Genomic DNA, 22,758 nt, shown 5'->3' on the forward strand with positions numbered 1-22,758 from the left:
GGCTATTGCCGGAAGCCGCTCAGGACCCGCATTTCGAGAGCGGGAGTACGAATAACCTCTCTGCGCAGCCTCGGCAAAGCTGCGCAAATCCCCGCGAATGCCCAGTAGATGGACGGAATGACCGATACGCTGCTGACCGTCACGATCGTGAACAACATGGCTACCAGCAGAGCAAAGAGACCCGCGTAGTTGATGCTTGGCTCGTGTGACGTCGGGCTTGCCGCCCTGGTGAAGAGTGAGGCGCCCAGTGTCAAGAAAAAGATGACGAAGAGAAACAATCCGACAAGGCCAAACTCCAGGGCGATCTGCAGATACGAGTTGACGACGTCGATGATCCCCTGCCCCTGAATCATCCTTTGCATCTCCGGCTCCTCCAGAAATGTCAGAGAGCCGAAGAAGGGGTACCGCTGGATGACGATCAATGCATTTGCCAGAAGGTCGGACCTATAGGCTTCGCTTCCCGGATCGCTGGAGCCGATGAATGGAAGGAGGTCGATAAAGCGGCTGAATCGCGCCGGCCAAGCATAAGCCGCGCCGGCAACCAGCGGCATGGCGCAAACTAAGACCTTCAAGGCAGTCTTGGGATAAGCCGCAAGCGCCACAAAGGCGAAAACCGCAGAGCCCAGCCAGGGGCCTCGTGAGAGGCTGGACATCAGCCCGACCAACAGAATACCCAGTCCTACGTAAGTCCATTTGGAGAAACTGAGCCTCGTCCTGAGGGTCATGAGGCAGCCGATGCCCGCCATGCACGCAAACCCAAACGCGATTGGCTCTATGGCCGTGGCGGAGGCGCGCAGCATGCTGTCTCGGAGAAGATACGGTGTGGCTACGATGACTTCCCATTGCTGGACGACCTGATTGTAGAGGCGCCATCCCTTCCGCATTTCGAAGGCTCCCACCGCAGCAAGCGGCATTGCCGCGACTGCGAACGCAAGAAGCGCCCTGTTCAGATCTTTGGCCGATCGGATCCCGCGGCTGAACACGAAATACGGAAGCAGGATCACTGTAAAATAGCCGAGCATCCCCCGGAGGACCGAGCTCAGCCCATAGCGCCAGGACAGCGCAGAAAGCAGGACGTAGTACGACACGATACATGTATCCAGGAACGTGGCCTGGCGGTTCTTGGCGTCCATCCACAGGTGGTGGGCAATGGGCAGGAGGATGAGTAGCGCGAGCAGTTTCGGCGGGTTGAGTTCGATGATAGAGTTGAAGACGCCGGGTATTCCAAGCCCCATCGACACGCATGGCGCGACAAACATCAATATGATGTAGAAAAAGATCGGCTGCTTGGCGCAACGATGGATATAGACGCTCACCAACAGGATCATGGCAACGAACGCCAGGAAGCTGCTCGACAGAAAGGTTGCAAAGGTCGTGGCGATCCAGCAATTCCGCCACCGACGGAATTCGTCCTTGTCGACGAGCGGCCCGGCAATTTTCTCGGCGACGAAGAAGACAGGAATCGAGAGCCCCAGGATGTAGATCAGCGCTCGCGCATATTCAGGCATCGTGAGACCCTTGCCCTGTACCACGGAAAGCGGCAGTCGCGTTGACGGGGATCAGAGCCCGGACCTTCGACACTGGATTGCCCGCTGACTCGAAGCCGAAATCTCATTCACGACATGATAGCGGGAGCCGTCCTCGCCTATTGAGGCACACCCGCCTTCCGCAGGATTGAGCACCCAGAACGCCGGCAGTTTAGACGCCGGCTCTCCAGCGAAAAACGGGTAGACGGTGCGATCGGCAATCCGGATGTGGTCCGTTTGGCCGAACAGCCCGAGGCTCGTCGCACCCAAATCCTCAAGCTTTTGCTTCACGCGCAGCATACCGTCGCGAACGGGCGGCTGAACCTCAAGAGCACTGCGTCTGGTGTGGTCACCATCGAGGTATCGGGTAACGGCCCAGAACACCGAGGGGCTTCCGGCCAGAATAACGTCGTTCTCAGAGGACGCAGTTTTCAGTTCGGTCACGATCTCTCGATAGCCGCGCTTCTCGAAGTTTATCGTGTAGTTTACTCCTCCTGCGAGCATCGTGAGGATCATCGCGGAGATCCAGACACGGGGCATCCTCGCTTTTCTGCGGAACGCCGTGTCGGCGCAGAGAGCCATGGCTATCGCGAGGAAGGGGAGGAAAAGGCCGATTGTCCGATAGATAAAGACGGGCTTGAAGAGCACCGAGATTCCAAACAGCGTGAACAGAGGCAGCAAGACGAGCATGCCGCAAAGCATTCGAGCGCGAGGTTCGACGAGGGGAACGAACACCAGCAGCGGAAGTGCAACAAGGCCGGCAACCGTCGGCCATGGAAACTCTGGCCCCAGAAGGGTCATCGTCAGATGGATACCGATGGTCGGGACATCGAAAACCGCTATCCCCTCTGTTCGCCTGATGGCACCAATTACCAGCGGGTAAATCGCCGTAAGTGCAACCGGCACATAGGACCCCACGAGAAATATAGCGTTTCTGCGGGACGTCTGGCCGTAGAACTGGATGAGGGCATGAAGGAAAATAAAGAAAGTCACGAAGAAGCCGAGCCCATGCGTAAGTGTCGTCGCGACACCAAGGCAGGCCACCGCAAAAAGTCTGGCCCTTGAGCTGGCGCCGTGGCGTACGATCGTCTGAAGCACGTACCAAAGCGTGATCGCCAGGATCGCGAACATCGGATACATGCGAACATTCTCGGCAAAAAACAGCTGCAGCGGCATCAGGGACTGTATCGCGGCCGCCCAGAGCCCAACCCTCTCGTCATAGATGCGCCTACAGCATTCGAAGATGACCACGACAGAGACGATACTCAGAAGCGTCGAATTGAGGATATACCAGCGGTCGCTGTTTGCTATTGCGCCCCAGAAATGCAGCTGCACGTAATAGAGTGGTGGATGCGTGTCGAAGCGCAATCCCGTCAGGAACAGGTCAGCCAGCGGACTTTCGGCAAGCGCGACCGAGAATATCTCATCTTCCCACAGTGACGCTTCGAGGAGCAGGTTGGCGATCCTGAGGATGGCGCCCGCCAAGAGCAACCCGACGAGGATGATGAGGGCGAGATGTTGGCTCGCGCCATCCTCCAGTGATGTCGCAGTTCTTCCAGCGACCGCGGGTCGATTGCGTCCCATCGATGTTCCTAGCCCTCGACCCGATGTCATACGGTTGATGATCGAAATCGGTCCGATATCATATGCGCGCTTCAGCATCCGCAGCCCCCACAGGTTCTGCGTCATCCTAGCCCGTCAGCGCCGCTTCTGCCCATTTATGCTTTTTGATGGATAGCCACATCCGAACGTACACCTTTTGAGCATGTCGTCGCTAGGTCTTCTGGCCTGTAGTCTTTCCTCATCTGAAGAGAGCCGACGGAGAAGGCCGTGACTGTTACCTTGATGAGTTTGCGAAGCTGCACGATGGGAATGGTGTTGGTGTGCCTTGCGTCACACGCGGCGCAGGCGCAGGACGGGAAGCCACAGAACTTCGCGCAGGTCCTCTTCACGGGTCACAGCCTGATCGACAACCCCATGCCTGATTGGGTGGAACTGATCGCCAGGAGCAAGGGCAAGACCCTGGCTTGGGAAGAGCAAATCGTCCTCGGATCGCCATTGAGGGTCCGCACCCGGGGCGACAACGCGGAAAGCTCAGGATGGGATGGGTACTCCTATGGGAAAAACCGCCACGGTGACGGGATGAACGTAGCCATGGAACTGCGGAAGCCGACACATGTGAAGACGGGGCGTCCCTATGATGCACTGGTGGTTGCAGAAAATCACGGTTCGCTGGGCTCCATCGTCTGGGAGAACGCGATCGGATATCTTCGCCATATCCACGACCGCCTGCTTGATGGAAATCCGAACGGAAAGACCTTCTACGTCCACACATGGCTGCAAATCGACACGAGCAATCCAGGGATCTGGATCGAGCACGAAACGAACTCTGCCGCCGCTTGGCAATGCATCACGGAGAAGGTGAAGCTGACGTTGGAGGCGGAGGATCGCCCGGCGAGGCTTTCTACGGTGCCGGCAGGTACTGCCCTGGTTGAGCTGGTGCAACTCGCCCTTGCTGGTGATCTGCCTGGCGTGAGGGGAACTGATGAGCAGAAACTCAGATCCATTTTTAGGGATGACGTCCATCTGACCGATGCGGGGATATATCTCGTCTCGGCCGTACACTATGCGACGATATACAATCAGTCGCCCGAGGGCGCAGCGGCCCCTCCAACCGTTCCCCGTGCGCTCGTGGCACCGTTGCAGAAGATCGCATGGAAAGTAGCACAGGATCTCGCGGCGAAGAACAAGACCAGAGCCCTAGACATGAAGGAATGTCGGCGCGTCATCTCCGAAAAGATTTGCAGGACCTACTGGACGATGAATCGCGAACCGCACGAAGTCCAGCCGTGCCAGTTATTCTTCGCAAAATCCTATCCCGAGTTCGGGGGCAATCCCTTTGTGTGGCCGGATCCTTATTGGAAGGCGCTGCCGAAGCCATCGCTATGACGGCGCTCTTCAAGTCCGACGCAACAGCGTGTTGACCGCGGCCGACCTGTCACTCCTGATTTTCATTCCAGAGCGATATTAGACATCCGGGCGCGGCTGCAGTCTGCTGGTCGCGCTCCAATATTCCCAACGGCTCGCGCCCAGCAGCATCTGGCGAAAAAACAACACGGTCAACACGGCGACAGGCAATGTCCGGAAGTGCGATGCTTCAGGAAACGGGAACGCCCTGGCCACGACCTGTTGTGGAAAACAGATGAGCGCCATCATGACCACGAAAAACAGAAGTTGGATAGGATGCGAATGCCGACTGGGCCAAAAGAGAGCAAATACAGGGAGGATGAAGGCAATGTCGATCGGACGCGAGAACACCATCATCTGCACGAGCAGAATGGTACCCAGTGCCATTGGCGCGAAGGGAGAGGCCTTGCTGAAGACCCGCAGATAGACCAACGCCAGTGCGCCAATCGCTGTCGCCACGGGTAGAGGAATATCGACGCCATACAGCGCGACTAAACTGGGCAAGCCCATGATCGTGCCGCTGCCCAGCATGTTCTCCGGATAGTGCTGGTAGGCCGCAAGAGCAGTGATCCATCCCGTGATGGATGGGGCAAGACCGACTTTAGCGAAGGCGTAGGCGCTCAGGAAACCAGCGGCGGCGGCGGCAACGGCAAGCACCTTCCATTGACCGTGAAGGAGTAACCAGAAGAAAAGCAGCGCCGCCATCTGCGGCTTAACCGAAACTATCGCAAGCAATACCCCCGCAAGAACAGTATTGCAACGGTCTAGGAAGCGGAAGGCAACCCAGACAAACAGGGCGATCAAGAGCGAGATTTGTCCTAGCCAAACGACTCCCCAAACTCCGGAACTTCCAAGCACGAGCGCGATTGCCCAGAAGTGGTTCAGTCCGACGTCACGGCTGTCTGACCCGCAAACACGGCGCTCGGTTTCGACAACCACGAATGCCAGCGCCATGGAGACGGCGATGTTGATAAAGACGAACAAGATCGACGATACCGAGAGCGACGGAATAGCGACCACGGCTGCGAACGGCGCGAAATGTGGCGGATAAGGAAGGCCAGCCAAAGCCTCGACGCCGGAAAGCTCCTTTATGAGCGGACCGAAGCACTCTAGGTCGTACATGTTGCCGCCGCTTAGCAAGCAGGTGCCTCCGGCATAGTACCAGTTGAAATCGCTCATCCAGGAGCCGCTTTTACCGAAGCCGATCACGGCTACGCCAATGAACGATGAAATTCCGAGCAGTGCGGCCAGGGGAGATAGCGCGTCCGCAATCGAGAACAGGGAGCCCTTTTGGATTGGGGGGACGGTGATCTTAAGCATCTTCAAGCCGACTCCTTGCGCCGCTTTCCGCCGGGCGGGTGGCGCCGCGGTGGTGCAAGCTGAATCTATGATCTCGGACTTCGGCTCGTTTCCGTAAAAACGATCAGGTTTGAGACCGAATAGTTCCAGGCGAACGTTACGAGCGTGGCTGCGATCTTCGCCGAAACCGTGCCCACAAACGGAAGTGATAGGACGACAACCAGGGTATTTATGGCGAGCCCGACGAGACCTGTTGCTAGGAAGATGATCGGGCCTACGACACGATGCGTCTGCCTGTCTCGGAACGTCAGGTGCCTGTTGATCACGTAGCTTAGAGCGATACCCGAGGCGTAGGAAACAATGTTGCACGCTGACGCCGGCAACGGAGAATAGCTGAGCAACAGGAAGAAGATCGTGAAGTCGGCGAGCGTGTTTAGCAGGCCGACGGCCGCGAACAATGTTAGTCTGATAGCGTGTTTCAACGTCAAAAGCCTGCAGCTAACTCGGGTTCCCGGAGACCAAGTTGATATCACGCCCAAAATCGGTCCGTTCGAAATGGGAAAAACTGCCATTCGTCTCGTGACCAAGCAGGTCTTGCACCACGTAGAGCGGGCGTCGCTTCGCCTCCATATAAAGGCGCCCGAGATACTCGCCGACGATGCCGATCACGAGCAGTTGCGCTGCGCCCAGTAATAGGACCACAGACATGAGGCTGGTCCAGCCTGTGATCGCATTCCCCATGAGCCAGCTTCCGATGGTGTAGATCAGGCTGGCAAACGCGAAGAACCCCGATACGAACCCGAAGTAGGTGGCCGTTCTCAACGGCAGAGTGGAGAAACCGGTGATTGCGTCTGCCGCAAAACGTAACATTCGCGAGAGCGGATATTTCGTCTCTCCGGCAAAGCGGGGCTGCCTTTGGTAGGCGATGGGTACCTGCCTGAAACCGATCCAGCTGACCATTCCGCGTATGAACCGGTTGTGTTCCGGCATGCTGAGAAGGACGTCGAGCGCGCGACGGCTGATGAGGCGGAAGTCTCCTGTATCAACGGGAATCTGCACGTCCACGACCTTTGCAAGCAATCGGTAGAACAAGGATGCAGTCAATCGCTTGAACCAGCTTTCCCCCAGTCGCTCGGTACGGACACCATACACCACATCCGCCCCGGCACTCATGATCTTCATCATCTGGGACAGAAGCTCCGGCGGATCTTGCAGGTCGGCATCGATGATCAGAACCCGGTCGCCGCAGCAATGTGACAACCCGGCGGAAAGCGCGATCTGGTGCCCGTAATTCCTGGAAAGGTTGACCGCCACGACGTGAGGGTCGATCTTGTGCAGGCGCGAAATCACGTCCCAGGTCTCGTCATGGGATCCGTCGTTCACCAGTAGAATCTCGTAATCCTGGGTGACTGCCGCACATACGTCGGTCAGTCTCCGATGAAGCTCGAGGAGATTGCCGGATTCATTGAAGCAGGGGATCACTACCGATAGCTCAAGCTTTGGTGGTCCCACAATAGATTGGAAGTTCATCGATCTACTCACCCGTTCCGATGGTCCTCAACGATGCCGGGAGGTGCTCGAAAGAGCGACTCAGCTTTTTGGTTAACCGACTAATACTATTGGGACGCCCGCAACCGGCCGTGGACGGTCTGGCGCGGACCAACGTTTGTGCAGAAGCTGGAGGTTGTCCGTCCGACGCGCGAGGCGTTGAACGAGCTCCTCCATCCAAAAGGCTAAATAGCTATCCCGGCGCCGGCCTATACTCTCGCACAGGCTGTGAGTGTGGCTGTCATACTAGGCGGACAGAGAGCGGCTACGGGAGACATCAGGAATGCGCGTGCTCATGGCTATTCCCAATCTCAACGGTGGCGGGGCGGAAAGGATGGCGATCGGGCTCGCGGCACGGTTGAACCGCAGTGACATCGAAGCGCGGCTGTTCGTGCATGAGCGGTGGGGCGACCTGATCGATGCCGTCGATCCTACCCTTCACGTCACGTACCAGCATGAGGGCCCCTATCGCCGGCGCGACCTGGTGTCGGACCTTGTGGGGCATGTCAAAGAGGCCAAAGACGCTGATATCATCATCGGGGCCAATGAAGGTCGCGCCGCATTTACGAGCCTAATTTCGGCGAAAGTCCATCGGAAGCCCCTGCTGCTCTGGGTCCACAACGATTGGACACGCTTCTCCAAAGCCGTCAGCTGGCGGCAGCGCCTCGTGTTGCAGAGCTACTCACGCGCCGATGTCATCGTAGCCTGCTCGAAAGGAGCAGCGGACGCGTTCGAAAGCTTGGTACCGGCTACCAACGGAAAAATCCGGACGATCTACAATGGAATTGCACTCGACCACGTCCGCCGGAAGGCTCAAGCCCCGCTTCCACAGCAATACGAGGCCATTTTTAACGGCTCGGTCGTCCTTGCCGCGGCACGTCTCGATCACCAGAAGGGCCTGGATTATCTCGTTTCTGCTCACGCCACTTTGCTTGGACGGGGCGTCGCACATCAACTTGTCATCTTAGGGACCGGCCCTCTGCGCGATGCCTTGCAGGAGCAGGCGTTGAACCATGGCGTAGGAGGCAGCGTCCACTTCCTGGGCTTCCAGGAGAACCCATTTCGATTCATCGCCCGCAGTAGTGTCTTCTGCCTGTCATCGCGTTTCGAGGGGCTCCCTTTGGTCATCGCAGAAGCGTTCGCTTGCGGTGCTGCGGTCGTCGCCGCGGACTGCCCCTCCGGCCCCGCGGAGCTATTGGAAGGGGGCAAGTACGGCGTTCTAGTCGAACCGGAAAACGCTGACCGTCTTGCAGACGGGCTGGAGAAGGTTCTGTCGAACGAGCAAGTGAGGCGTCGTCTACAGCAACTGTCCCGTCAGCGGGCTGAGGCTTTCGATCTTTCCTCCACTACGCTGGCTTGGATTGATCTGCTCAGGGAAGTTGAACAACGTTCGCCACGCAATGTAACGAAAGCCTGATGCCTACTACATTCAGACGATCTCCACCATCTTAAGGGCTCCTTGTTTCTGCGCGCCCGCTGCTCTTCGATGAAGTGGGGTTTCGGGTCGGCACAGGACAGGGCTGCAATGACGTGTATAGGCAAGACATCGCCACTGACACGACGAAAAGTCGTGCAGCTGATGGCCGGCGCGGGAACATTTACGCCGTTGTTCATGGCGTCTGCGACGTCAGCAGCAGAAGCTCGAACCGGCAAACGGTTGGCGCTCAACCTTACCGGCATGAGCTACTGGGCGACGGAGTATGTGTTCTCCAACCTGGCGCACAATGCCTCACGATGGCGTTTGCAGGTGGGCAATGATCCATTCACCTGGAACGCACCCCTTCCACCCATGACGCCCGATGGCTATCCAAGGGAAATACCACCGCACTCCCATCTCGAGAGCTTTCTGATTTTTTCTCCGGAACGGAGGGTGCTACCGGTTCAACTGTCGGTATTTTACGATGGCAGGGGAAAGCTCCATTACGCAGAAGGCGCTGAGTTTGAATCGCGTGCGGCTGGACGTGACGATGTCCGCAATCTGCGCAACGACGCACCTTTTACTGCACGGCTCAAAGAAACAGATCACGCTGATCCCATCCGCAACATCAGGATCCACGTACGCGGCCAGTTGAACGAGCCGACATTCCGAAAGCCGTTTTTGCAGCGCTTGAAGGGGATGTCGGCGCTGCGCTTCATGGACTGGATGGCGACGAATGATTCCACCGTCATTCATTGGAAAGACCGGCAGACGCGGGGGCAATTCGGTAGGTCAGAGCGCGGCGTCCCGCTCGAAGATATGATCGAGCTGTGCAACCAGGTTCGAAGTGAACCGTGGTTCACCATGCCTCATTTGTGCAGCAACGAGTTTGTTGCGCGTTTTGCCGAGCAGGTAAAACAGGATCTCGATCCGGATCTCGCAGTGCATGTCGAGTATTCCAACGAGGTCTGGAACACCATGTTCGGCCAAGCTGACCACGCGCGTGAACACGGACTATCTCTCGGGCTGTCGGATAGCGACTACGAAGCTCAGCTTCTTTATTATGCCCAGCGGACTACGGAAGTGCTCAGCATATGGGAGAACGTTTTCGCAGCTGACCGGCAACGGATTATCGGCGTCTACGCCGCACAAGCGGCCAACGCCTGGACGAGCACCACGATCCTTTCCTGGAAAGGCGTTGCGCAGCATGCGGATGTGCTCGCGATCGCACCCTACTTCGGCGGAAGCCTCGGCTCTCCCGAGCGCGCCGATGAAGTCGCGAAATGGTCGCTTGACCGGCTCTTTCTGGAGCTCGAACGGGAAGTGGAAGCAGAAAACAAGTCGATGATCCAGGAGCAAGCAGCCGTTGCCAGGCAATACGGCCTCAAGCTCCACGCCTACGAAGGTGGGCAACACCTTGTGGGGCAACCCGGGGCCGAAAACAACGAGAAGCTAACGGCTCTTTTCATCGCCGCCAATAGGGATCGCCGGATGGGTGGTCTCTACCGGCGCCATCTGGAAAACTGGTGGGGCGCGGGCGGTGAACTCTACGCCCTGTTCTCCTCGATGAGCAGCCCGGACAAATGGGGAAGTTGGGGACTGCTAGAGAACGAAACGGCGAGCCATCCAAAGTGGCAGGCCGTACAGGATATGTTGACCGCTCGATACTGATTACCCGACCGCACGTAAGATCTTCAATCTCTCGAAGCCCGCAGACGCCATCCGAGACAGGAACCAGACTCTCGCAACTTCGCCGACCAACCGTCCCACAAGACGAACCACGGGGATAGAAATGAGTGAAAGCATTTCCGATTTTGTAGTGGTTCCGGAAGACGCGGCGCGCAAGTTCAGGGAGCATCTTGGACTCCAGCCCAGCCAAACGCCTCGTATCGCTTTTTTGGCAGGCCCCGGTGATGTCGCCGGCACATTCGATCACTGGATCAGCGGAAGCTTCGATCCGCGGGTGCCGGTTGTCGCATATTCCACAATGTTCTACACGCTCATCGACAAGCTCCAGGCGATTGCCTTGCTGATTGCAGAACCGACGAACATCCCCGAGAACCGTGACCCTCGATTCCGCTTCGTCAGCATCCCTCGGCCTCGGCCCGTCGGCAGGCTCTCCTATTGCAGAGCCAATTTCGCGTTCAGCCGACGGGTGGTTCGCGAGTTGCAGTCTTACGAGCCTCATGTGGTGCTCGTCGGAACCGACACGCCTTGGTGGATCATGTCGTCGATCCCCCGCAGCACGAAGATCATCTTGACGGCACATAACAATTTCTGGGCGATGGGCAGAAAATCGCTTTCCTGGAAGCAGCGCTTGAAGCGCAGGATCGAAAGCTCCGGCTTACGACGTGTTACGGCCGGTGTCTGTACATCCGAAGAAACGAGGCGGCAGGTAATCGAGCTTAGCGGAAAGGACGGTCAGCGATTGTACACGGAGGTTCCACAAGTTCTTGCCAGGTTTCTTGCCTCCGCGCCTCGTGACGGCCAGCTGAGAACCATTCTATTTCTGGGGCGACTACAGGCCGAGAAAGGGGTGTTTGATCTTCTGGAAGCGTTCGAGGGAATTGCCGATCGGCATCCCGATACGACGCTCTCCTTCGCTGGTTCCGGTGAGGCGGAGGATGAATTACGGCGACGGGCAACCTCCTCCCGTTATGGCGATCGTATCCGACTGCTCGGGCGTCTCAACGCGGAAGATGTTCATCAGCAGCTTGCGGAAACGGACGTCCTCGTCTGCCCGACCCGGAGCGAATTTCCTGAAGGTCTTGCCCTGGTGGTGTTGGAGGCAGCTGTCCACGGCGTACCGACGATCTTGAGTTCGGTTGTCCCGGCGAAAGAACTGGTCGTCGATGGATGCCTGGAATTTCCTGCAGACGACACCGAAGCATTGGAAGCGTCATTAAAATCCCTGGCGGCGGATGTTCAGAAGCTGCAGCAGCTGCGGGCCAAGGTGACAGAGGGCCGCGAAAGATTCTTCAATCGCTCCTTGTCCTGGGGCACCATGCTTTACTCCGCCCTCTTATGGTAACCAACCCGTCGCTTTTTCAAACTCCCGTTCGCTTTTCGTCGCTGCTGCATCCAAAGATGGAGACGGATGTCTAGTCATGTGAAAGCGCTTCCGTAGCGACTAATTCGTTTGATTGAGTTGAATCAATACAAGCAATAGTTAATACTACTTAAGTCAAACAGTCTGATGGAGGCTCGAACGGGAAAAACGATCGAGCCTCTTCTTTTTGCATGGTAAATTTACCTGAAATGTCAAGTCCACCAATGGACTTGCGTGTTCAGCGCTCAGAGAAGGCTCTCGACATGCTGTCGGTCACAGGTTTCGCCAGATAGCTGAAGAACGTCCTCAGCGCGGTCTGTATCATGATCTCGGCCGGCATGCCCGGCTGCGGCGTGAAACCCCTCACCCGCGCGATCTCCTCCGGCGTGACCTGAATCCGAGCAAGGTAGACGTCCTGATTTGCGGGACCTGCCTTGCTGTCTTCCAGAGCATCGGCCGAGACGTAGAAAACCTCGCCCGTAAGAACGGGGGTCGTGCGCTGGTTCAGGGCTGTCAGGCGCACCGTCGCTTGTTGCCCCACCTTCACGTTGTCGATTTCTGTACGCGGCACCTTCGCCTCGACGATCAACGGAGCCGCCGCAGGCAGGATTTCCATGATCCCCTTGCCGCTTTCGATCACGCCGCCTGTTGTATGGTAATATGTGCGAACGACAGTTCCCGAAACTGGTGCAAGGATTGTCGTACGACGAAGCACATCGTCCGCCTCGCGAGATTGCTCCCGCGCGGCATCCCGCTCGCCTTGTATCGATTGCAGCCGATCAAGCGCCTCCTCGCGACATGCGTCCTCGGCGCGGGTAATCTCCTGCTGGCTCTTCAGCAATTGCGCTCCTGTTTCCGCAATTTCCGATCCGAGCCTGCCGATTTGTCCTTCCGCATCGGCAATGGCCCGCTGCAGCGACTTCACTTCGGTAGCACGCAGGAGGCCTTTGGCGAGGAGGGCGCGTTTAGTATCGTACTCGTCTTGCAGCAGCAGAAGCTGCGTCGTGATGGCCTGGCGGTGACGCACATAGCCTTCGCTTCGAAACTCCAGCGCCTTGTTGTTCTGCGTGAGAAGCGCGATCTCACCCTTCAGCTTCGCTCTCTGAGCTTTGAAGTTCAATTGCTGGGTCAGCAGTATGGCTGAAACGTCCGGATCATCCTTGAATTCATCGAAATACGGGGGTACGGCCATCGTCTCCGCGCCATCTGCTTGAGCGGCAAGACGTGCAGCCGTCGCCTCGAGCCTGATGCGCCGGAGAAAATACTCCCGCTTCTTCGCCAGCGCTGCGGTTTCATCGAGCCGGACAACCGGCTGGTTCTCCGCGACCTGGTCGCCTTCCTTCACCAGCAGCTCCCGAATTATACCGCCTTCGAAATGCTGGACGATCTTGTTTCGGCCGGTCGCGACGAAGCTTCCCTGAGCAATGACGGCGGCTGCCAAGGGCGCTGTCGCGGCCCAGGTGCCGAAGCCGCCAAATGCGAACACGGTGAGGGTAAGACCAGCCAGCGTCTGCTTCCAGACGGACCGCGGAACCTCCGCATACCATTCGAGGTCGTGAACCTTTGCTTCTTGAGACATGCTGCCCCCTCCTATTCGATCTGGTGCCCGAAAGAGCCGGTATTGATATCGATGCCTCGTGCCTCGATCGCTTTGAGAACCTCCATCCGCTTTCCGAAAAGCGCGATCGTGCCGTTGGCCAGGACGAGAATCTTGTCGACGGTTTGCAGCAAAGCCGGTCGCTGCGTTATGGTGACAACGGTGATCTTGTTCTCCTTTGCGTGTTGAAGCGCGCGCAGCAGTGCAACGTCACCAGCATTGTCCAGATTGGAATTGGGCTCATCCAGCACGACCAGATGCGGGTCGCCGAAGAAGGCCCTTGCCAACGCGATCCGCTGTTTCTGCCCGCCGGAGAGTGGCGAACCGTCGGCGGAAACCATCGTCTCGTAGCCGTAAGGAAGGCCCGCGATCATCTCGTGGACATCTGCCAGCATGGCAGCCCGGTAGATCATCTCATCGTCAACGTCCCGCCGCATGCGGGCGATGTTCGATTTTATCGTGCCTGGGAACAACTGCACATCCTGGGGCAGATAGCCGATGTTCTCGCCAAACTGCCGCTGATCCCAGTTGCGTAGATCCATAAGATCGAGCCGGACATTGCCTGACGTCGGCATGATCGAGCCGACCAGCATCTTTCCAAGCGTGGTCTTGCCTGCGCCGGAATTGCCGATGACCGCAAGAGAGTCGCCCGGCTGCAGAGAGAATGACAAACCATTCAGCACCACGCGCTTCGTGCCCTGCGGCACATAAAGAAGCCGCTCTACGTCCAATCGCCCTTCCGGCTTCGGGAGATTAAGACGTTCAAAGTTGAACGGAGAGGATTTGAGAAGGCTGGTGATCCGGCCATAAGCCGCACGAGATTGGCTATACTGGTTCCAACCCTCGATTGCGCCCTCGATTGGCGCCAATGCCCGTCCGGCGATGATAGAGGCCGCAATGACCATGCCGCCGGTTAGTTCGCCTTCGATCGACAGAAAAGCACCCCAGCCGAGCATGCCGATCTGTGTCAGAAGCCGACAGGCCTTCGAGATCGCCGCAATTGTGATGTTGCGGTCCTGGGCGATGACCTGCGCCTTCAACGATGTTGCCGTATCCTTTCCCCACAGGTGAACAGTTTCGGGGATCATCGCGAGCGCGTTGATGATCTGCGAGTTGCGGGACATGGCTTCGAGGTGAAGGTTGGCCTTCACCTGTGCAGTGTTGGCTTCCCCGAAAGGCTCTGCCGTCATCCGCTGGTTGATCTGCGTGAAGGCCAGCAGCATGATCCCGGTCAGGATGACGATCATCCCCAGATGCGGGTGGATCAGGAAAACCGCCAACACGAAAAGCGGTGCGATCGGCGCATCAAGGAAAGAGAGAAGCGTCCGGGAAACGAGAAACGCGCGGACCTGCTGCAGGTCACCCAGCACCTGATACTCCTTGCCATTGCCGTGAAGCGAGGCGCGGGCGGCGGCACTAAGGATAGGCGCTCCCAGTTGAGCGGCAACTTCGACCGCGGTCCTCATGAGAATGAAGCGCCGAAGCGCATCGAACGCAGCTTGCAGGATGACCGCACCGACAATGACAATCGTGAGCATGATCAGGGTGTCGATGGAGCGGCTCGTCAGCACGCGGTCGGAGATCTGGAACAGGTAGATCGGGATTGCGAGCACGAGGATGTTGCTTGCGATCGTAAACAGCATCACGATCGAAAGATTGACGCGCACGGCTCTGACGCCTGCCCTCAGGCTTTCGGAAAAGTCGATCGGGGGGAGACGCTTGTGAAACGATCCTCCGCCGGAACCGGAGCCCGAAGTCGGAGATTTGCCGAAAGCCCTGGTGTCCGACCGCTGCGGTCCGGTGTCTCCATCTATGGTCACCATGCCTTCCGGTGACTTGGCTTCCGTTGCTCTGCGCCCATCCGGTTTGGAGCGCGCTTCGAATGCATGGTCGATAGCTGGTTCACCGGTCGGCAGCGGGACGATCTCGGCTGTGGCGGATCCTTCTGGACCAGGTGGGTTCCCCTGTGTCTGCCCCCTCGGTTCAAGCTTCGATATCGTTGCGGAGCGCGGAGCGTTCTCGATCGTCAGCTTCAGGCATTCTTCCACGGCGCGCTCCAGCGTAGCATAGATTTCCTCATCGGTTGGTTGATTGCGGGGCTGATGGTCATCAGCCTGCATCGTCGCTCTGTTCGTTTCCGACATGATCGCCCCCATCATCCCAGCATGTGCTGCATTCCATCATGCTGATACTGCGCGTCATGGAGAGGCGGCGTGAAATGGTCCGTGGCATGGGCGCCGTCGTTGAGCATCGCATCATCGAGGAAGAGGACTGCTTCGTTGACCAGAACGTTTGGATCGAGTCCGAGAAGTTCCGGCCGGTGGGTGATCAGTTCAGCCTGAAACAGTGTTTCCTGCGAATATTGCTCACCCCCCACATAGGTCCGACCGAACGAGTCGAGGTCGACGATGGCAGCAGCGTTGATCAAAGTGTTGCCGCCTGTGGCTATGGACCACTCAGCATCGCTGTCAGGCCGAACCGCCTTCATGGCAAGGGCGATCTGATCGCTGTCGCCCAGGATTGCTGTCTGCTTGATGTACTGGATGTTGACCAGATCCCCGCTGACATAGAGGACACTCAAGGCGCCGCGGCCAGCGAAGGAGGGATCGGTGAGAACGTCACTATGAAGCCGGTAAGCGCCACTGGCGAAATCTTGCGCCGTCTCGGCGTAACCCTCCGACATGTCGCCGAAACGATCGCCTCCGCCGACGTTGCGGATCAGCGCCTCGTTCCACAGCAGGTTGCTACCATGCGAAACAGTCCCATGACCCGCGGTTTCGAATCCCGCGACGGCACCGACGACGTCGTTGTCGAACAGTATATTTGTTTGGTGGATGATGCTCGCATCGTAGAGCGATCCGCCGACGATGATCAGATCGTACCTCTTCGACAGCTCGAAGATGGACGTGTGATTGGCGCTTGTATTGTCGCCGGCGATCACGTTTGTCGTCACACCCGAGGAAGACAGGATGCCGATATCGTTGTCGGACATGAATATATACTGCTCGAGCCAGTTCGTGATAACGAGATCGCCCTTGATCTCGGCGACGGCCCAGGCTGAGGGGAAACCGCTCGTCGCCGCTGCAACGTCCGCGTTGTCCTCCAGAGGATCTGTTCGTTCGAATGTCGCGATGTTGAACAACTCGGTCGGCACGTCGCCCTTCGTCCAGTCTTCCAACGCCGATGTGATCGCGTCGCTGTCCTGGATGACATTCGTCTGGACGATGGCATTGACTTCAACATGGTTGCCGACCACGGCCGTGACCGTAGCCCCAGTCCACAGGTTGTTGACGACCGCCTCGTTGACCGCCACGTTGTTGCCTCCGACGAACTCGACACGATCATCTATGGTGATCGAACCGTCAGGTGAGACAACGACATTCGGCTCTGGGCCATCGTCCTCCCAGTTTTCGTTTCTCGGTTCATCCTCCGCCGCAGCTGCGTCCTCCTCATCCGTCTCGTCTTCAGGTGAAAAGTAGTCCTTGAGCACGGGAGCAACTGTCACGATCTGGCCGTTGACATAGGTTCCGGTAAGAACGTCCGACTGCTTAACAAAAAAAAGGGGCTGGTTTCCCGCATCCTCTGGCGCGACGAGAGGTGCTGCAGCAAGACCCCTCAGCTCCGCCGCAATCGAATCGATCAGGTCGATGATCTCGGTGGTCGACCCAGGTCTCGCAAATTCCCGAAGTGGCGACGCGTCAAGAGCGTCGCGCGCGGCCTCCAAGATTTCGGCCTTGTCGATAGCCTCCGGACTAAACACCATTCCGCTGCCGCCGACACTGAAGGTATCGTCATCGGACAGAGACGCGGCTTGAACAAGGTAGTTGGCGACTGAGCCAGGCGGCTCGATGGTCCGGACTAAGGACGCGCGCCCAAGCTGTGCCGATAAAAACAGATGGTCAGGATGATCGATGACATCCTGGCTGTCATCCAATCCCACAGTTGGAATCGGTGGATGGGCAATGTCACCGGACAGTTTGGGATGCCAGAGCGGCGCCGTATAGCTTGGCGCCTTGTAATTAACTTCAGGGTCAAATCCCACAAAATCGTACGGAGCTTCGAACGCATCCGGTACGAAAGGTTGCGAGTTAAGATGATGTTTGGATGCATAATATGAGAAGTCACCATAGGCATTTCTGAGCTGTGCTTCTTCGACCGCTAGCTGGAAAAGACCGATGAAATGCGAGATGTCTTCGGTAATCTTGTCCATGGTCGTCATGACACGGACCCCTTGTCGATATGCCTGCTTGGCGATTTGCAATAGTGGACTGCGCAGCGATGCGCAGTCCGTTCGTCATAGCTTCGCTCCCCGGAAGCGGTCCCCCTTGATCTGGCCCTTATGAGGTGCCGTCGCTGGTGTCTTCGCCGACAGACGTGCTTGTGAGATCGCCGCCGACGATGGTCATGTCGATTGCGTTCTGCTGCAGGTTGGCGCCCATGACGATTTCCTGGTTGAACGCATTGGTGTCGACGAAAGCATCCGCCGAGGCATGACTTGTGCCGGTGACATATCCGTCGTCGCCATTGTCAGATCCCCAGGTTCCGCCGGCGCCGCCGGCTCCGCCGGAGCCCGTGGATGCAAAGCCGCCGGCACCGCCCGCAGCACCCGCACCACCGATTGCCCAGCCGCCGTAGGCTTCGCCGCCAATACCGTCGGCCCAAGCGCCGCTCAACGCTGCACCGCCGTCGCCACCTTCTGCCCAGGCATCGCCACCCATGGCGTCGCCGCTGATAGCATCGCCACTTGTTGCGGCTCCGCCCGTGCCTGCACCACCGGCGGCTCCGTCGCCGGCCGTTCCGATGCCGGCGCCAGACCCGAAACCTGTTCCTGTCCCAGTTCCTGTTGCTTCACCACCAGCACCACCGGCACCTGCTCCAGATGCGCTGCCGCCTGCCCCACCGGCACCACCAGCAGAATCTCCTGCAGCGCCGCCTGTGTTCGAGCCGCCACCGCCAGCGGTACCTGCACCGCCACCATCGCCGTCATTGAACAATGGATTGATGAGGCCGAGGCTTCCCATCAGTGTACCGACGTCGCCGCCGACGGAGTTGCCACCCTCGCCAGCTGCGGAGGCATCGCCCCCGTTGGACTCGCCCGCTCCGCCGCCTTCGGCACCGTTGCCAGCGGTGCTATCGCCACCGTTAGCCCCGTCACCAGCCACAGCAAGACCAGCACCTAGTCCAAGGCCAAGACCGAGGCCCAAACCAAGGCCATCACCCCCGTTGCCACCGCGGCCACCAGTGCCATTACCGCCGTTATTGCCGCCATTGCCAGCGTCACCGCTGTCGCCGTTGCCTCCGTCGGAGTCGCCGCCGTCGCCGTCGCCGGCATCCGCGAGACTTGCAGCAAGCCCACCAAGGCCGATGCCTCCGAGCGCAGCACCGCCGATAGCACCGCCGCCGGCGCCGCCGCTGCCACCGTCTGCGTACGCATCTCCACCGCCATCACCGCCGGCACCGCCACCAGAGATGCCGTCGCGGGCAAAAGCGAGACCACCGCTTGGCGTCGCTGTGAGGCTGAAGTCTCCGTCGTTGCTGACGGTCGCGTTGTCGAGCCGGTCGTTGTCCTGAATGTTAGCGACTTGTGACAGGACATTGCCGACATTGTTGCCGTCGCCGGTAAAGGCATCGTTCAAGATGTTGTTCATGTGAATGTTGAACATGCCGTCGATGGAGCTGTCGGCCATGTCGATGTCGGCGAAATCATTGTCTTCCGGCATGTAGTCCTCAAGACCAACGCCCACGTCCACCGCCACTTCGACCGTCGTCGTGCTGGTGTTGTCGTTGATGTTGCCGTTGAGATTGGCGTTTCCGTTCCCGTTGAGGTTCAGGTTGCCGTTGCCGTTCCCATTGCCGTTTAGGTTGCCGTTACCATTCCCATTGAGATTGCCGTTGCCATTCCCATTTAGGTTGGTCGACTCGCTGCTCTGATCCTGGTTCTGCTCAGAACTTTGCTGTTGTTGCTGTTGTTCCTGCTGCTGTTGTTGCTGTTGCTGCTCCTGGCTGTCCGGATCTTCATCCAGCGAGGTGTCGAACGTTGTGCGTCTGTCTACCATTTCTCTCGTTCCTTATGGTCGCGACGCCGAGGCCACCCTTCATCTTCTGTGGAGGCCACCGGTCATCGTTGATTGAAGTCAAAGTTCGTCTGATGCGATAAGTGCGCGTCAGCGTCACCTATCGCCAGTCATTGCTGTCGATGTCTAATTGTAGCCGTCCTCCCATGCTTAACCGAAAGCCAGCGGCAGCGAACGCAGGGTGCGGGATCGGTTACATCGCACCCTCGGTACTATGCGCTACGGCAAGTGCTTCGGAATGGCTGTCACTGTGTCCTGATCGAGCAAAAGAAATAAGCTGCTATTTCGATCTAAGTGCCAGCTACTGTTGCAGAATAGAGCATGCCTCTTTGGTGGTAGAAGCTTAGTCAGGAGGAGGTAGGTCTCAACTCGGTCCACCGCCCTTGAGCGCGCTCTAATCGCCCATGGTGATCCTTGGAAAGATCGGGAAACTCGCGCTTCTTGGTGTCACTAAACTGAACCGCCTAAAGGATTAGCTTTTTGAGCTAGGCGCTAGACCAAGTGGTCTATTCTCAGGTTTCCGCACCTGGTTTACGGTCTCACCCTCGGAACAAGGGAGCTTGTTTTCTTCGATTGAATTCAAGAGAGGGAGGGGCCTGGTCATGCAAGCTGCCCATAACACCGCAGGACCTGTTGGTGTGGATCTTGCCGTCTGCGCCTTTGAAAGAATGAATACTATCAAGACGCTACTCATTATCTGCTCACCAGGAACAATCTCCGCTGCCATGACGGCTGCCATAGAAAGTGAGTTTCCGTGGCTTTCCGTTGAGATCGTATACGATCTGCCCTCTGCTTTGAACGAATGCGAGCACCCGGTGCAACTGATCTTGGCAGATGCCGTTTTCGCGTCCGGTCTGTATGCAAACTGGCCATCATTATCATCGGTCCATCAGGAGGCGACGCCCGCATTGCTGTGCCATGACGACGGAACAAATCCACTGCAGCACCCATGTATGCGCGACGCGGAATGGGTTCAGGGCATCGTCCCGTTCAACGTCAATCTCGACGTTTTCCTTTCCGCGCTCAGGATCATACTTAAAGGCGGGCGCTATTTCCCTACAACGGGCTCTCGCGCACCGGCGGCAGATACCGCCCCTGCCTTGCAGGAGAAGTCTGAGGCGAATTTTCCTCCAACTACGAACGGACAAGTGCAGGGGATCGAGAAACTCACGAAGCGTGAGAACGAAATCTTGGCCTGTATGGCAATGGGCAATCAAAACAAGATCATCGCGGCTACTCTCGGTCTTTCGGAGCACACGGTGAAGATCCACATCCACAATATCATCACCAAACTTGGCGTTCATAACAGGACGGAAGTCGTCGCGCGCTACTTCGAGTACAAGCGCAAGGAAGGCCTTGATCATGCAAATAAGCTCTATCAGAGCGACGCAAGCAGATCGCTCCCGCGCAATCAATAGCCGGCTGAAGGCGATCCTTCTCCTCATCGGTCAGCTGAACTATACATGGACCAACACCGAAAGCCTTCTGATTCACATGATCGCCGGCCTGGCGAGAGTGGATAAGGAGACAGCGATCGTGATATTCCTGACGCTCAACACGACGCGTGCGAGAATTGATGTGGTCGACAGGCTCGCCAAGATGCAAAAAACGCCTTCTGCATGCCGTCATGACGTTCTAGGCGCGACTCAGCGGCTGGCGGACGAGGCAAAACTTCGCAACAAGTATAACCATTGCATATACTCGTTCGACCCCGACAGTGGGCAAGGCATCACGCAGTCAATGCGCATCTTCGAGAGTCGCGAAGAAATCAAATATGGGAAGGTAGAAAAGCTCGATGGTGCGGAGATCGAGCGCATCCGCGCAAGCATCGACGCCTTGGTCGCCATCAATCGCACATTCTGGGACATCACGGAGCGCTACGGCTTCCCAAACTAGGCTCCGGGTCGAGTGTATCTGCCATCAGCTCTTAAGCGAGAACATAGGCCTCGAGGACGGCAGCAACGAAGACTTCCCTTACCTCCTCCGCAGACCCATGTCGCGTTGCGGCGGCGGCCCATTTTAGAGTTGCAAGTTCCCTGTAGACGCCAGCCTCTGGCTAGCGGGTCGTGAGGAAGGCAACCGCTTCTACAGGTCCTCTGACAGCCTCGGAGGCACCATAGCCGATCCTGACAAGGACAGGCCTGCTCCAACTCTAACAACAACACGCTATTCTCGACCTCGGCGAATATCATGATCCCTCCTCTAGGTGACTTAACATGCCATAGCCCCTGGATCGCGGGCAACCGCCGCGGTAATCCCCCCGTTCTTAACGGGGCTCCGGAGTAGCATTCACGCGGCTGTCAATCGGCGGGGAATGTACGTCGGCAAACAGAAGGTGCTGATTGGAGAAGACCTCTCGGAGCGGCTGGACGTCGTACCCGCGAAGTTCCGCGTCATCGTCACCCGCCGGCCGACATATCCCTTCAAAAACGAAGACGGTGTCATCAGGCTCTCGCGCCCGCGCACGTCATCGAGGGCGGCATTCCAACGGAAGCACTCCTGGCCTAGATTGCGGTCTCGAAGTACGTCGACGGTCTGCCACTCTATAGGCATGCTCCAGACAAGGTCGATCTTAACCGCAAGCTGATGGCGCAATGGATGGGCAAGCTCGGCTTCGAGCTCGATATCTTAGCTGACTACATTCTCGCCGAGATCAAAAAGGCTGAGCGGATCTTCGCTGATGAGACGACGCTGCCAACGCTCGCACCCGGACCCGGATCGTCCAAGACGGCCTCGCTATGGGCTTATGCGCGGGATGACAGACATTCGGTGGCAGTGCCCCCCGGTGGTCGACTATCGCTTCGAAGATAGCCGCGCGTGCGATCGCGTCGCCCGGCATCTGAGTGGCTATCGCGTTATTCTGCAGGGCGACGGGCGACCTCATGCGCTCATGCCGTGGAACTGCGCCGCCTGAACGGCCTCAGCTTGCCGTTTACTGTTCATTGGACGTCGCGCTACTTGTAGTGGGAATGCACGTGGGGCGTCGAAAGACTTGGGAAGATGATGATTCCGAGCTAGACTCAAACTAGGCCGATTTACCAGTTCTGGTCTCGGCAAAAGCAAAGCAGTCATGCAATTAGGCACACCGAAAACCTTACCGAAGCTCTTGCTACCTCTTTGGCCGTTGGTCCATCTTAAGGGCGCGAGTGCCGAGACGGCGAAACCCATCTGCGCCATGGTCTTGAGGCGCGAGGCAAAGATCAAAGATGCGTGCGCGTCGCTGCAGCGGTGGACACGCAGACTTTTCAGCCTGAACATCTTGCCTGCGGAGAGAACGTAAA

Annotated in this window: 15 protein-coding genes and 1 pseudogene; 7 read left to right on the forward strand and 9 right to left on the reverse strand. The window is 57.8% G+C overall.

Annotated features, from left to right (window positions below; genetic code table 11):
- Positions 1–2: 2 nt before the first annotated feature.
- Together CYG48_RS17940 and CYG48_RS17945 are read right to left on the reverse strand one after the other, a co-directional pair.
- Positions 3–1,508 carry an O-antigen ligase family protein gene (locus CYG48_RS17940; protein ID WP_118851945.1) on the reverse strand — a complete coding sequence of 502 codons (1,506 nt, stop codon included), beginning with the start codon at positions 1,506–1,508 and terminating at the stop codon, positions 3–5.
- A gap of 51 nt (positions 1,509–1,559) precedes the next feature.
- On the reverse strand, positions 1,560–3,215 hold the full coding sequence (locus tag CYG48_RS17945) for a glycosyltransferase family 39 protein (RefSeq protein ID WP_118851946.1): 1,656 nt from the start codon (positions 3,213–3,215) through the stop codon (positions 1,560–1,562).
- Positions 3,216–3,356: 141 nt separating this feature from the next.
- On the opposite strand from CYG48_RS17945, the gene CYG48_RS17950 reads away from it, so the two are divergent.
- On the forward strand, positions 3,357–4,475 hold the full coding sequence (locus CYG48_RS17950; protein WP_150132734.1) for a hypothetical protein: 1,119 nt from the start codon (positions 3,357–3,359) through the stop codon (positions 4,473–4,475).
- A 78-nt stretch (positions 4,476–4,553) separates the two neighbouring features.
- On the opposite strand, the gene CYG48_RS17955 is transcribed toward CYG48_RS17950, so the two are convergent.
- The 3 genes from CYG48_RS17955 to CYG48_RS17965 all read right to left on the reverse strand — a co-directional run bounded on the left by CYG48_RS17955 (position 4,554) and on the right by CYG48_RS17965 (position 7,322).
- Positions 4,554–5,813, reverse strand: a complete 1,260-nt coding sequence (locus CYG48_RS17955) for a glycosyltransferase family 87 protein (protein ID WP_245450634.1) — start codon at positions 5,811–5,813, stop codon at positions 4,554–4,556.
- Between the two features lie 65 nt (positions 5,814–5,878).
- Positions 5,879–6,364, reverse strand: coding sequence for a GtrA family protein (locus CYG48_RS22940; protein WP_118851949.1), 486 nt, complete (start codon positions 6,362–6,364; stop codon positions 5,879–5,881).
- Positions 6,291–7,322, reverse strand: a complete 1,032-nt coding sequence (locus tag CYG48_RS17965) for a glycosyltransferase family 2 protein (protein WP_118851950.1) — start codon at positions 7,320–7,322, stop codon at positions 6,291–6,293. Before CYG48_RS17965 ends, CYG48_RS22940 begins: the two co-directional genes overlap by 74 nt.
- Before the next feature lie 301 nt (positions 7,323–7,623).
- On the opposite strand from CYG48_RS17965, the gene CYG48_RS17970 reads away from it, so the two are divergent.
- From CYG48_RS17970 to CYG48_RS17980, 3 genes are all read left to right on the forward strand, one after another.
- Positions 7,624–8,757, forward strand: a complete 1,134-nt coding sequence (locus CYG48_RS17970) for a glycosyltransferase (RefSeq protein ID WP_118851951.1) — start codon at positions 7,624–7,626, stop codon at positions 8,755–8,757.
- A 162-nt stretch (positions 8,758–8,919) separates the two neighbouring features.
- Positions 8,920–10,428 carry a hypothetical protein gene (locus CYG48_RS17975; RefSeq protein WP_245450635.1) on the forward strand — a complete coding sequence of 503 codons (1,509 nt, stop codon included), beginning with the start codon at positions 8,920–8,922 and terminating at the stop codon, positions 10,426–10,428.
- 121 nt (positions 10,429–10,549) lie between these two features.
- Positions 10,550–11,788 (forward strand): glycosyltransferase family 4 protein, encoded by a 1,239-nt coding sequence (locus CYG48_RS17980; protein ID WP_118851952.1) that lies wholly within the window; start codon positions 10,550–10,552, stop codon positions 11,786–11,788.
- A 256-nt stretch (positions 11,789–12,044) separates the two neighbouring features.
- Here the strand turns inward: CYG48_RS17980 and CYG48_RS17985 are convergent, their stop codons facing one another.
- The 4 genes from CYG48_RS17985 to CYG48_RS22805 all read right to left on the reverse strand — a co-directional run bounded on the left by CYG48_RS17985 (position 12,045) and on the right by CYG48_RS22805 (position 19,459).
- On the reverse strand, positions 12,045–13,385 hold the full coding sequence (locus CYG48_RS17985) for an HlyD family type I secretion periplasmic adaptor subunit (RefSeq protein ID WP_118851953.1): 1,341 nt from the start codon (positions 13,383–13,385) through the stop codon (positions 12,045–12,047).
- A gap of 11 nt (positions 13,386–13,396) precedes the next feature.
- The gene (locus tag CYG48_RS17990; protein WP_118852833.1) at positions 13,397–15,547 is read right to left on the reverse strand and encodes a type I secretion system permease/ATPase; all 2,151 of its coding nucleotides are present in this window, start codon (positions 15,545–15,547) and stop codon (positions 13,397–13,399) included.
- An 11-nt stretch (positions 15,548–15,558) separates the two neighbouring features.
- Positions 15,559–17,622 (reverse strand): hypothetical protein, encoded by a 2,064-nt coding sequence (locus CYG48_RS17995; RefSeq protein ID WP_118851954.1) that lies wholly within the window; start codon positions 17,620–17,622, stop codon positions 15,559–15,561.
- Between the two features lie 118 nt (positions 17,623–17,740).
- Positions 17,741–19,459, reverse strand: a complete 1,719-nt coding sequence (locus CYG48_RS22805) for a hypothetical protein (protein WP_199925342.1) — start codon at positions 19,457–19,459, stop codon at positions 17,741–17,743.
- 620 nt (positions 19,460–20,079) lie between these two features.
- Here CYG48_RS22805 and CYG48_RS18005 point away from each other — a divergent pair.
- The 3 genes and pseudogenes from CYG48_RS18005 to CYG48_RS18015 all read left to right on the forward strand — a co-directional run.
- Positions 20,080–20,895, forward strand: coding sequence for a response regulator transcription factor (locus tag CYG48_RS18005; protein ID WP_118851955.1), 816 nt, complete (start codon positions 20,080–20,082; stop codon positions 20,893–20,895).
- Positions 20,840–21,373, forward strand: coding sequence for a hypothetical protein (locus tag CYG48_RS18010; RefSeq protein WP_245450636.1), 534 nt, complete (start codon positions 20,840–20,842; stop codon positions 21,371–21,373). Before CYG48_RS18005 ends, CYG48_RS18010 begins: the two co-directional genes overlap by 56 nt.
- A 421-nt stretch (positions 21,374–21,794) precedes the next feature.
- Positions 21,795–22,352: pseudogene (locus tag CYG48_RS18015) on the forward strand (IS66 family transposase); the annotation flags it as partial.
- Between the last annotated feature and the right edge of the window lie 406 nt (positions 22,353–22,758).

The sequence above is a fragment of the Neorhizobium sp. SOG26 genome (assembly GCF_003491345.1).
Taxonomy (GTDB): Bacteria; Pseudomonadota; Alphaproteobacteria; order Rhizobiales; family Rhizobiaceae; genus Neorhizobium; species Neorhizobium turbinariae.

Coding starts and splice junctions, on each gene's coding strand:
- CYG48_RS18005 (WP_118851955.1), top strand. CDS start 20,080: ATGCAAGCTGCCCATAACACCGCAGGACCTGTTGGTGTGGATCTTGCC.
- CYG48_RS17945 (WP_118851946.1), bottom strand. CDS start 3,215: ATGACGCAGAACCTGTGGGGGCTGCGGATGCTGAAGCGCGCATATGAT.
- CYG48_RS22940 (WP_118851949.1), bottom strand. CDS start 6,364: ATGGCAGTTTTTCCCATTTCGAACGGACCGATTTTGGGCGTGATATCA.
- CYG48_RS17965 (WP_118851950.1), bottom strand. CDS start 7,322: ATGAACTTCCAATCTATTGTGGGACCACCAAAGCTTGAGCTATCGGTA.
- CYG48_RS17970 (WP_118851951.1), top strand. CDS start 7,624: ATGCGCGTGCTCATGGCTATTCCCAATCTCAACGGTGGCGGGGCGGAA.
- CYG48_RS17985 (WP_118851953.1), bottom strand. CDS start 13,385: ATGTCTCAAGAAGCAAAGGTTCACGACCTCGAATGGTATGCGGAGGTT.
- CYG48_RS17980 (WP_118851952.1), top strand. CDS start 10,550: ATGAGTGAAAGCATTTCCGATTTTGTAGTGGTTCCGGAAGACGCGGCG.
- CYG48_RS17995 (WP_118851954.1), bottom strand. CDS start 17,622: ATGACGACCATGGACAAGATTACCGAAGACATCTCGCATTTCATCGGT.
- CYG48_RS17975 (WP_245450635.1), top strand. CDS start 8,920: ATGGCCGGCGCGGGAACATTTACGCCGTTGTTCATGGCGTCTGCGACG.
- CYG48_RS17955 (WP_245450634.1), bottom strand. CDS start 5,813: ATGCTTAAGATCACCGTCCCCCCAATCCAAAAGGGCTCCCTGTTCTCG.
- CYG48_RS17940 (WP_118851945.1), bottom strand. CDS start 1,508: ATGCCTGAATATGCGCGAGCGCTGATCTACATCCTGGGGCTCTCGATT.
- CYG48_RS18010 (WP_245450636.1), top strand. CDS start 20,840: ATGCAAATAAGCTCTATCAGAGCGACGCAAGCAGATCGCTCCCGCGCA.
- CYG48_RS22805 (WP_199925342.1), bottom strand. CDS start 19,459: ATGGTAGACAGACGCACAACGTTCGACACCTCGCTGGATGAAGATCCG.
- CYG48_RS17990 (WP_118852833.1), bottom strand. CDS start 15,547: ATGTCGGAAACGAACAGAGCGACGATGCAGGCTGATGACCATCAGCCC.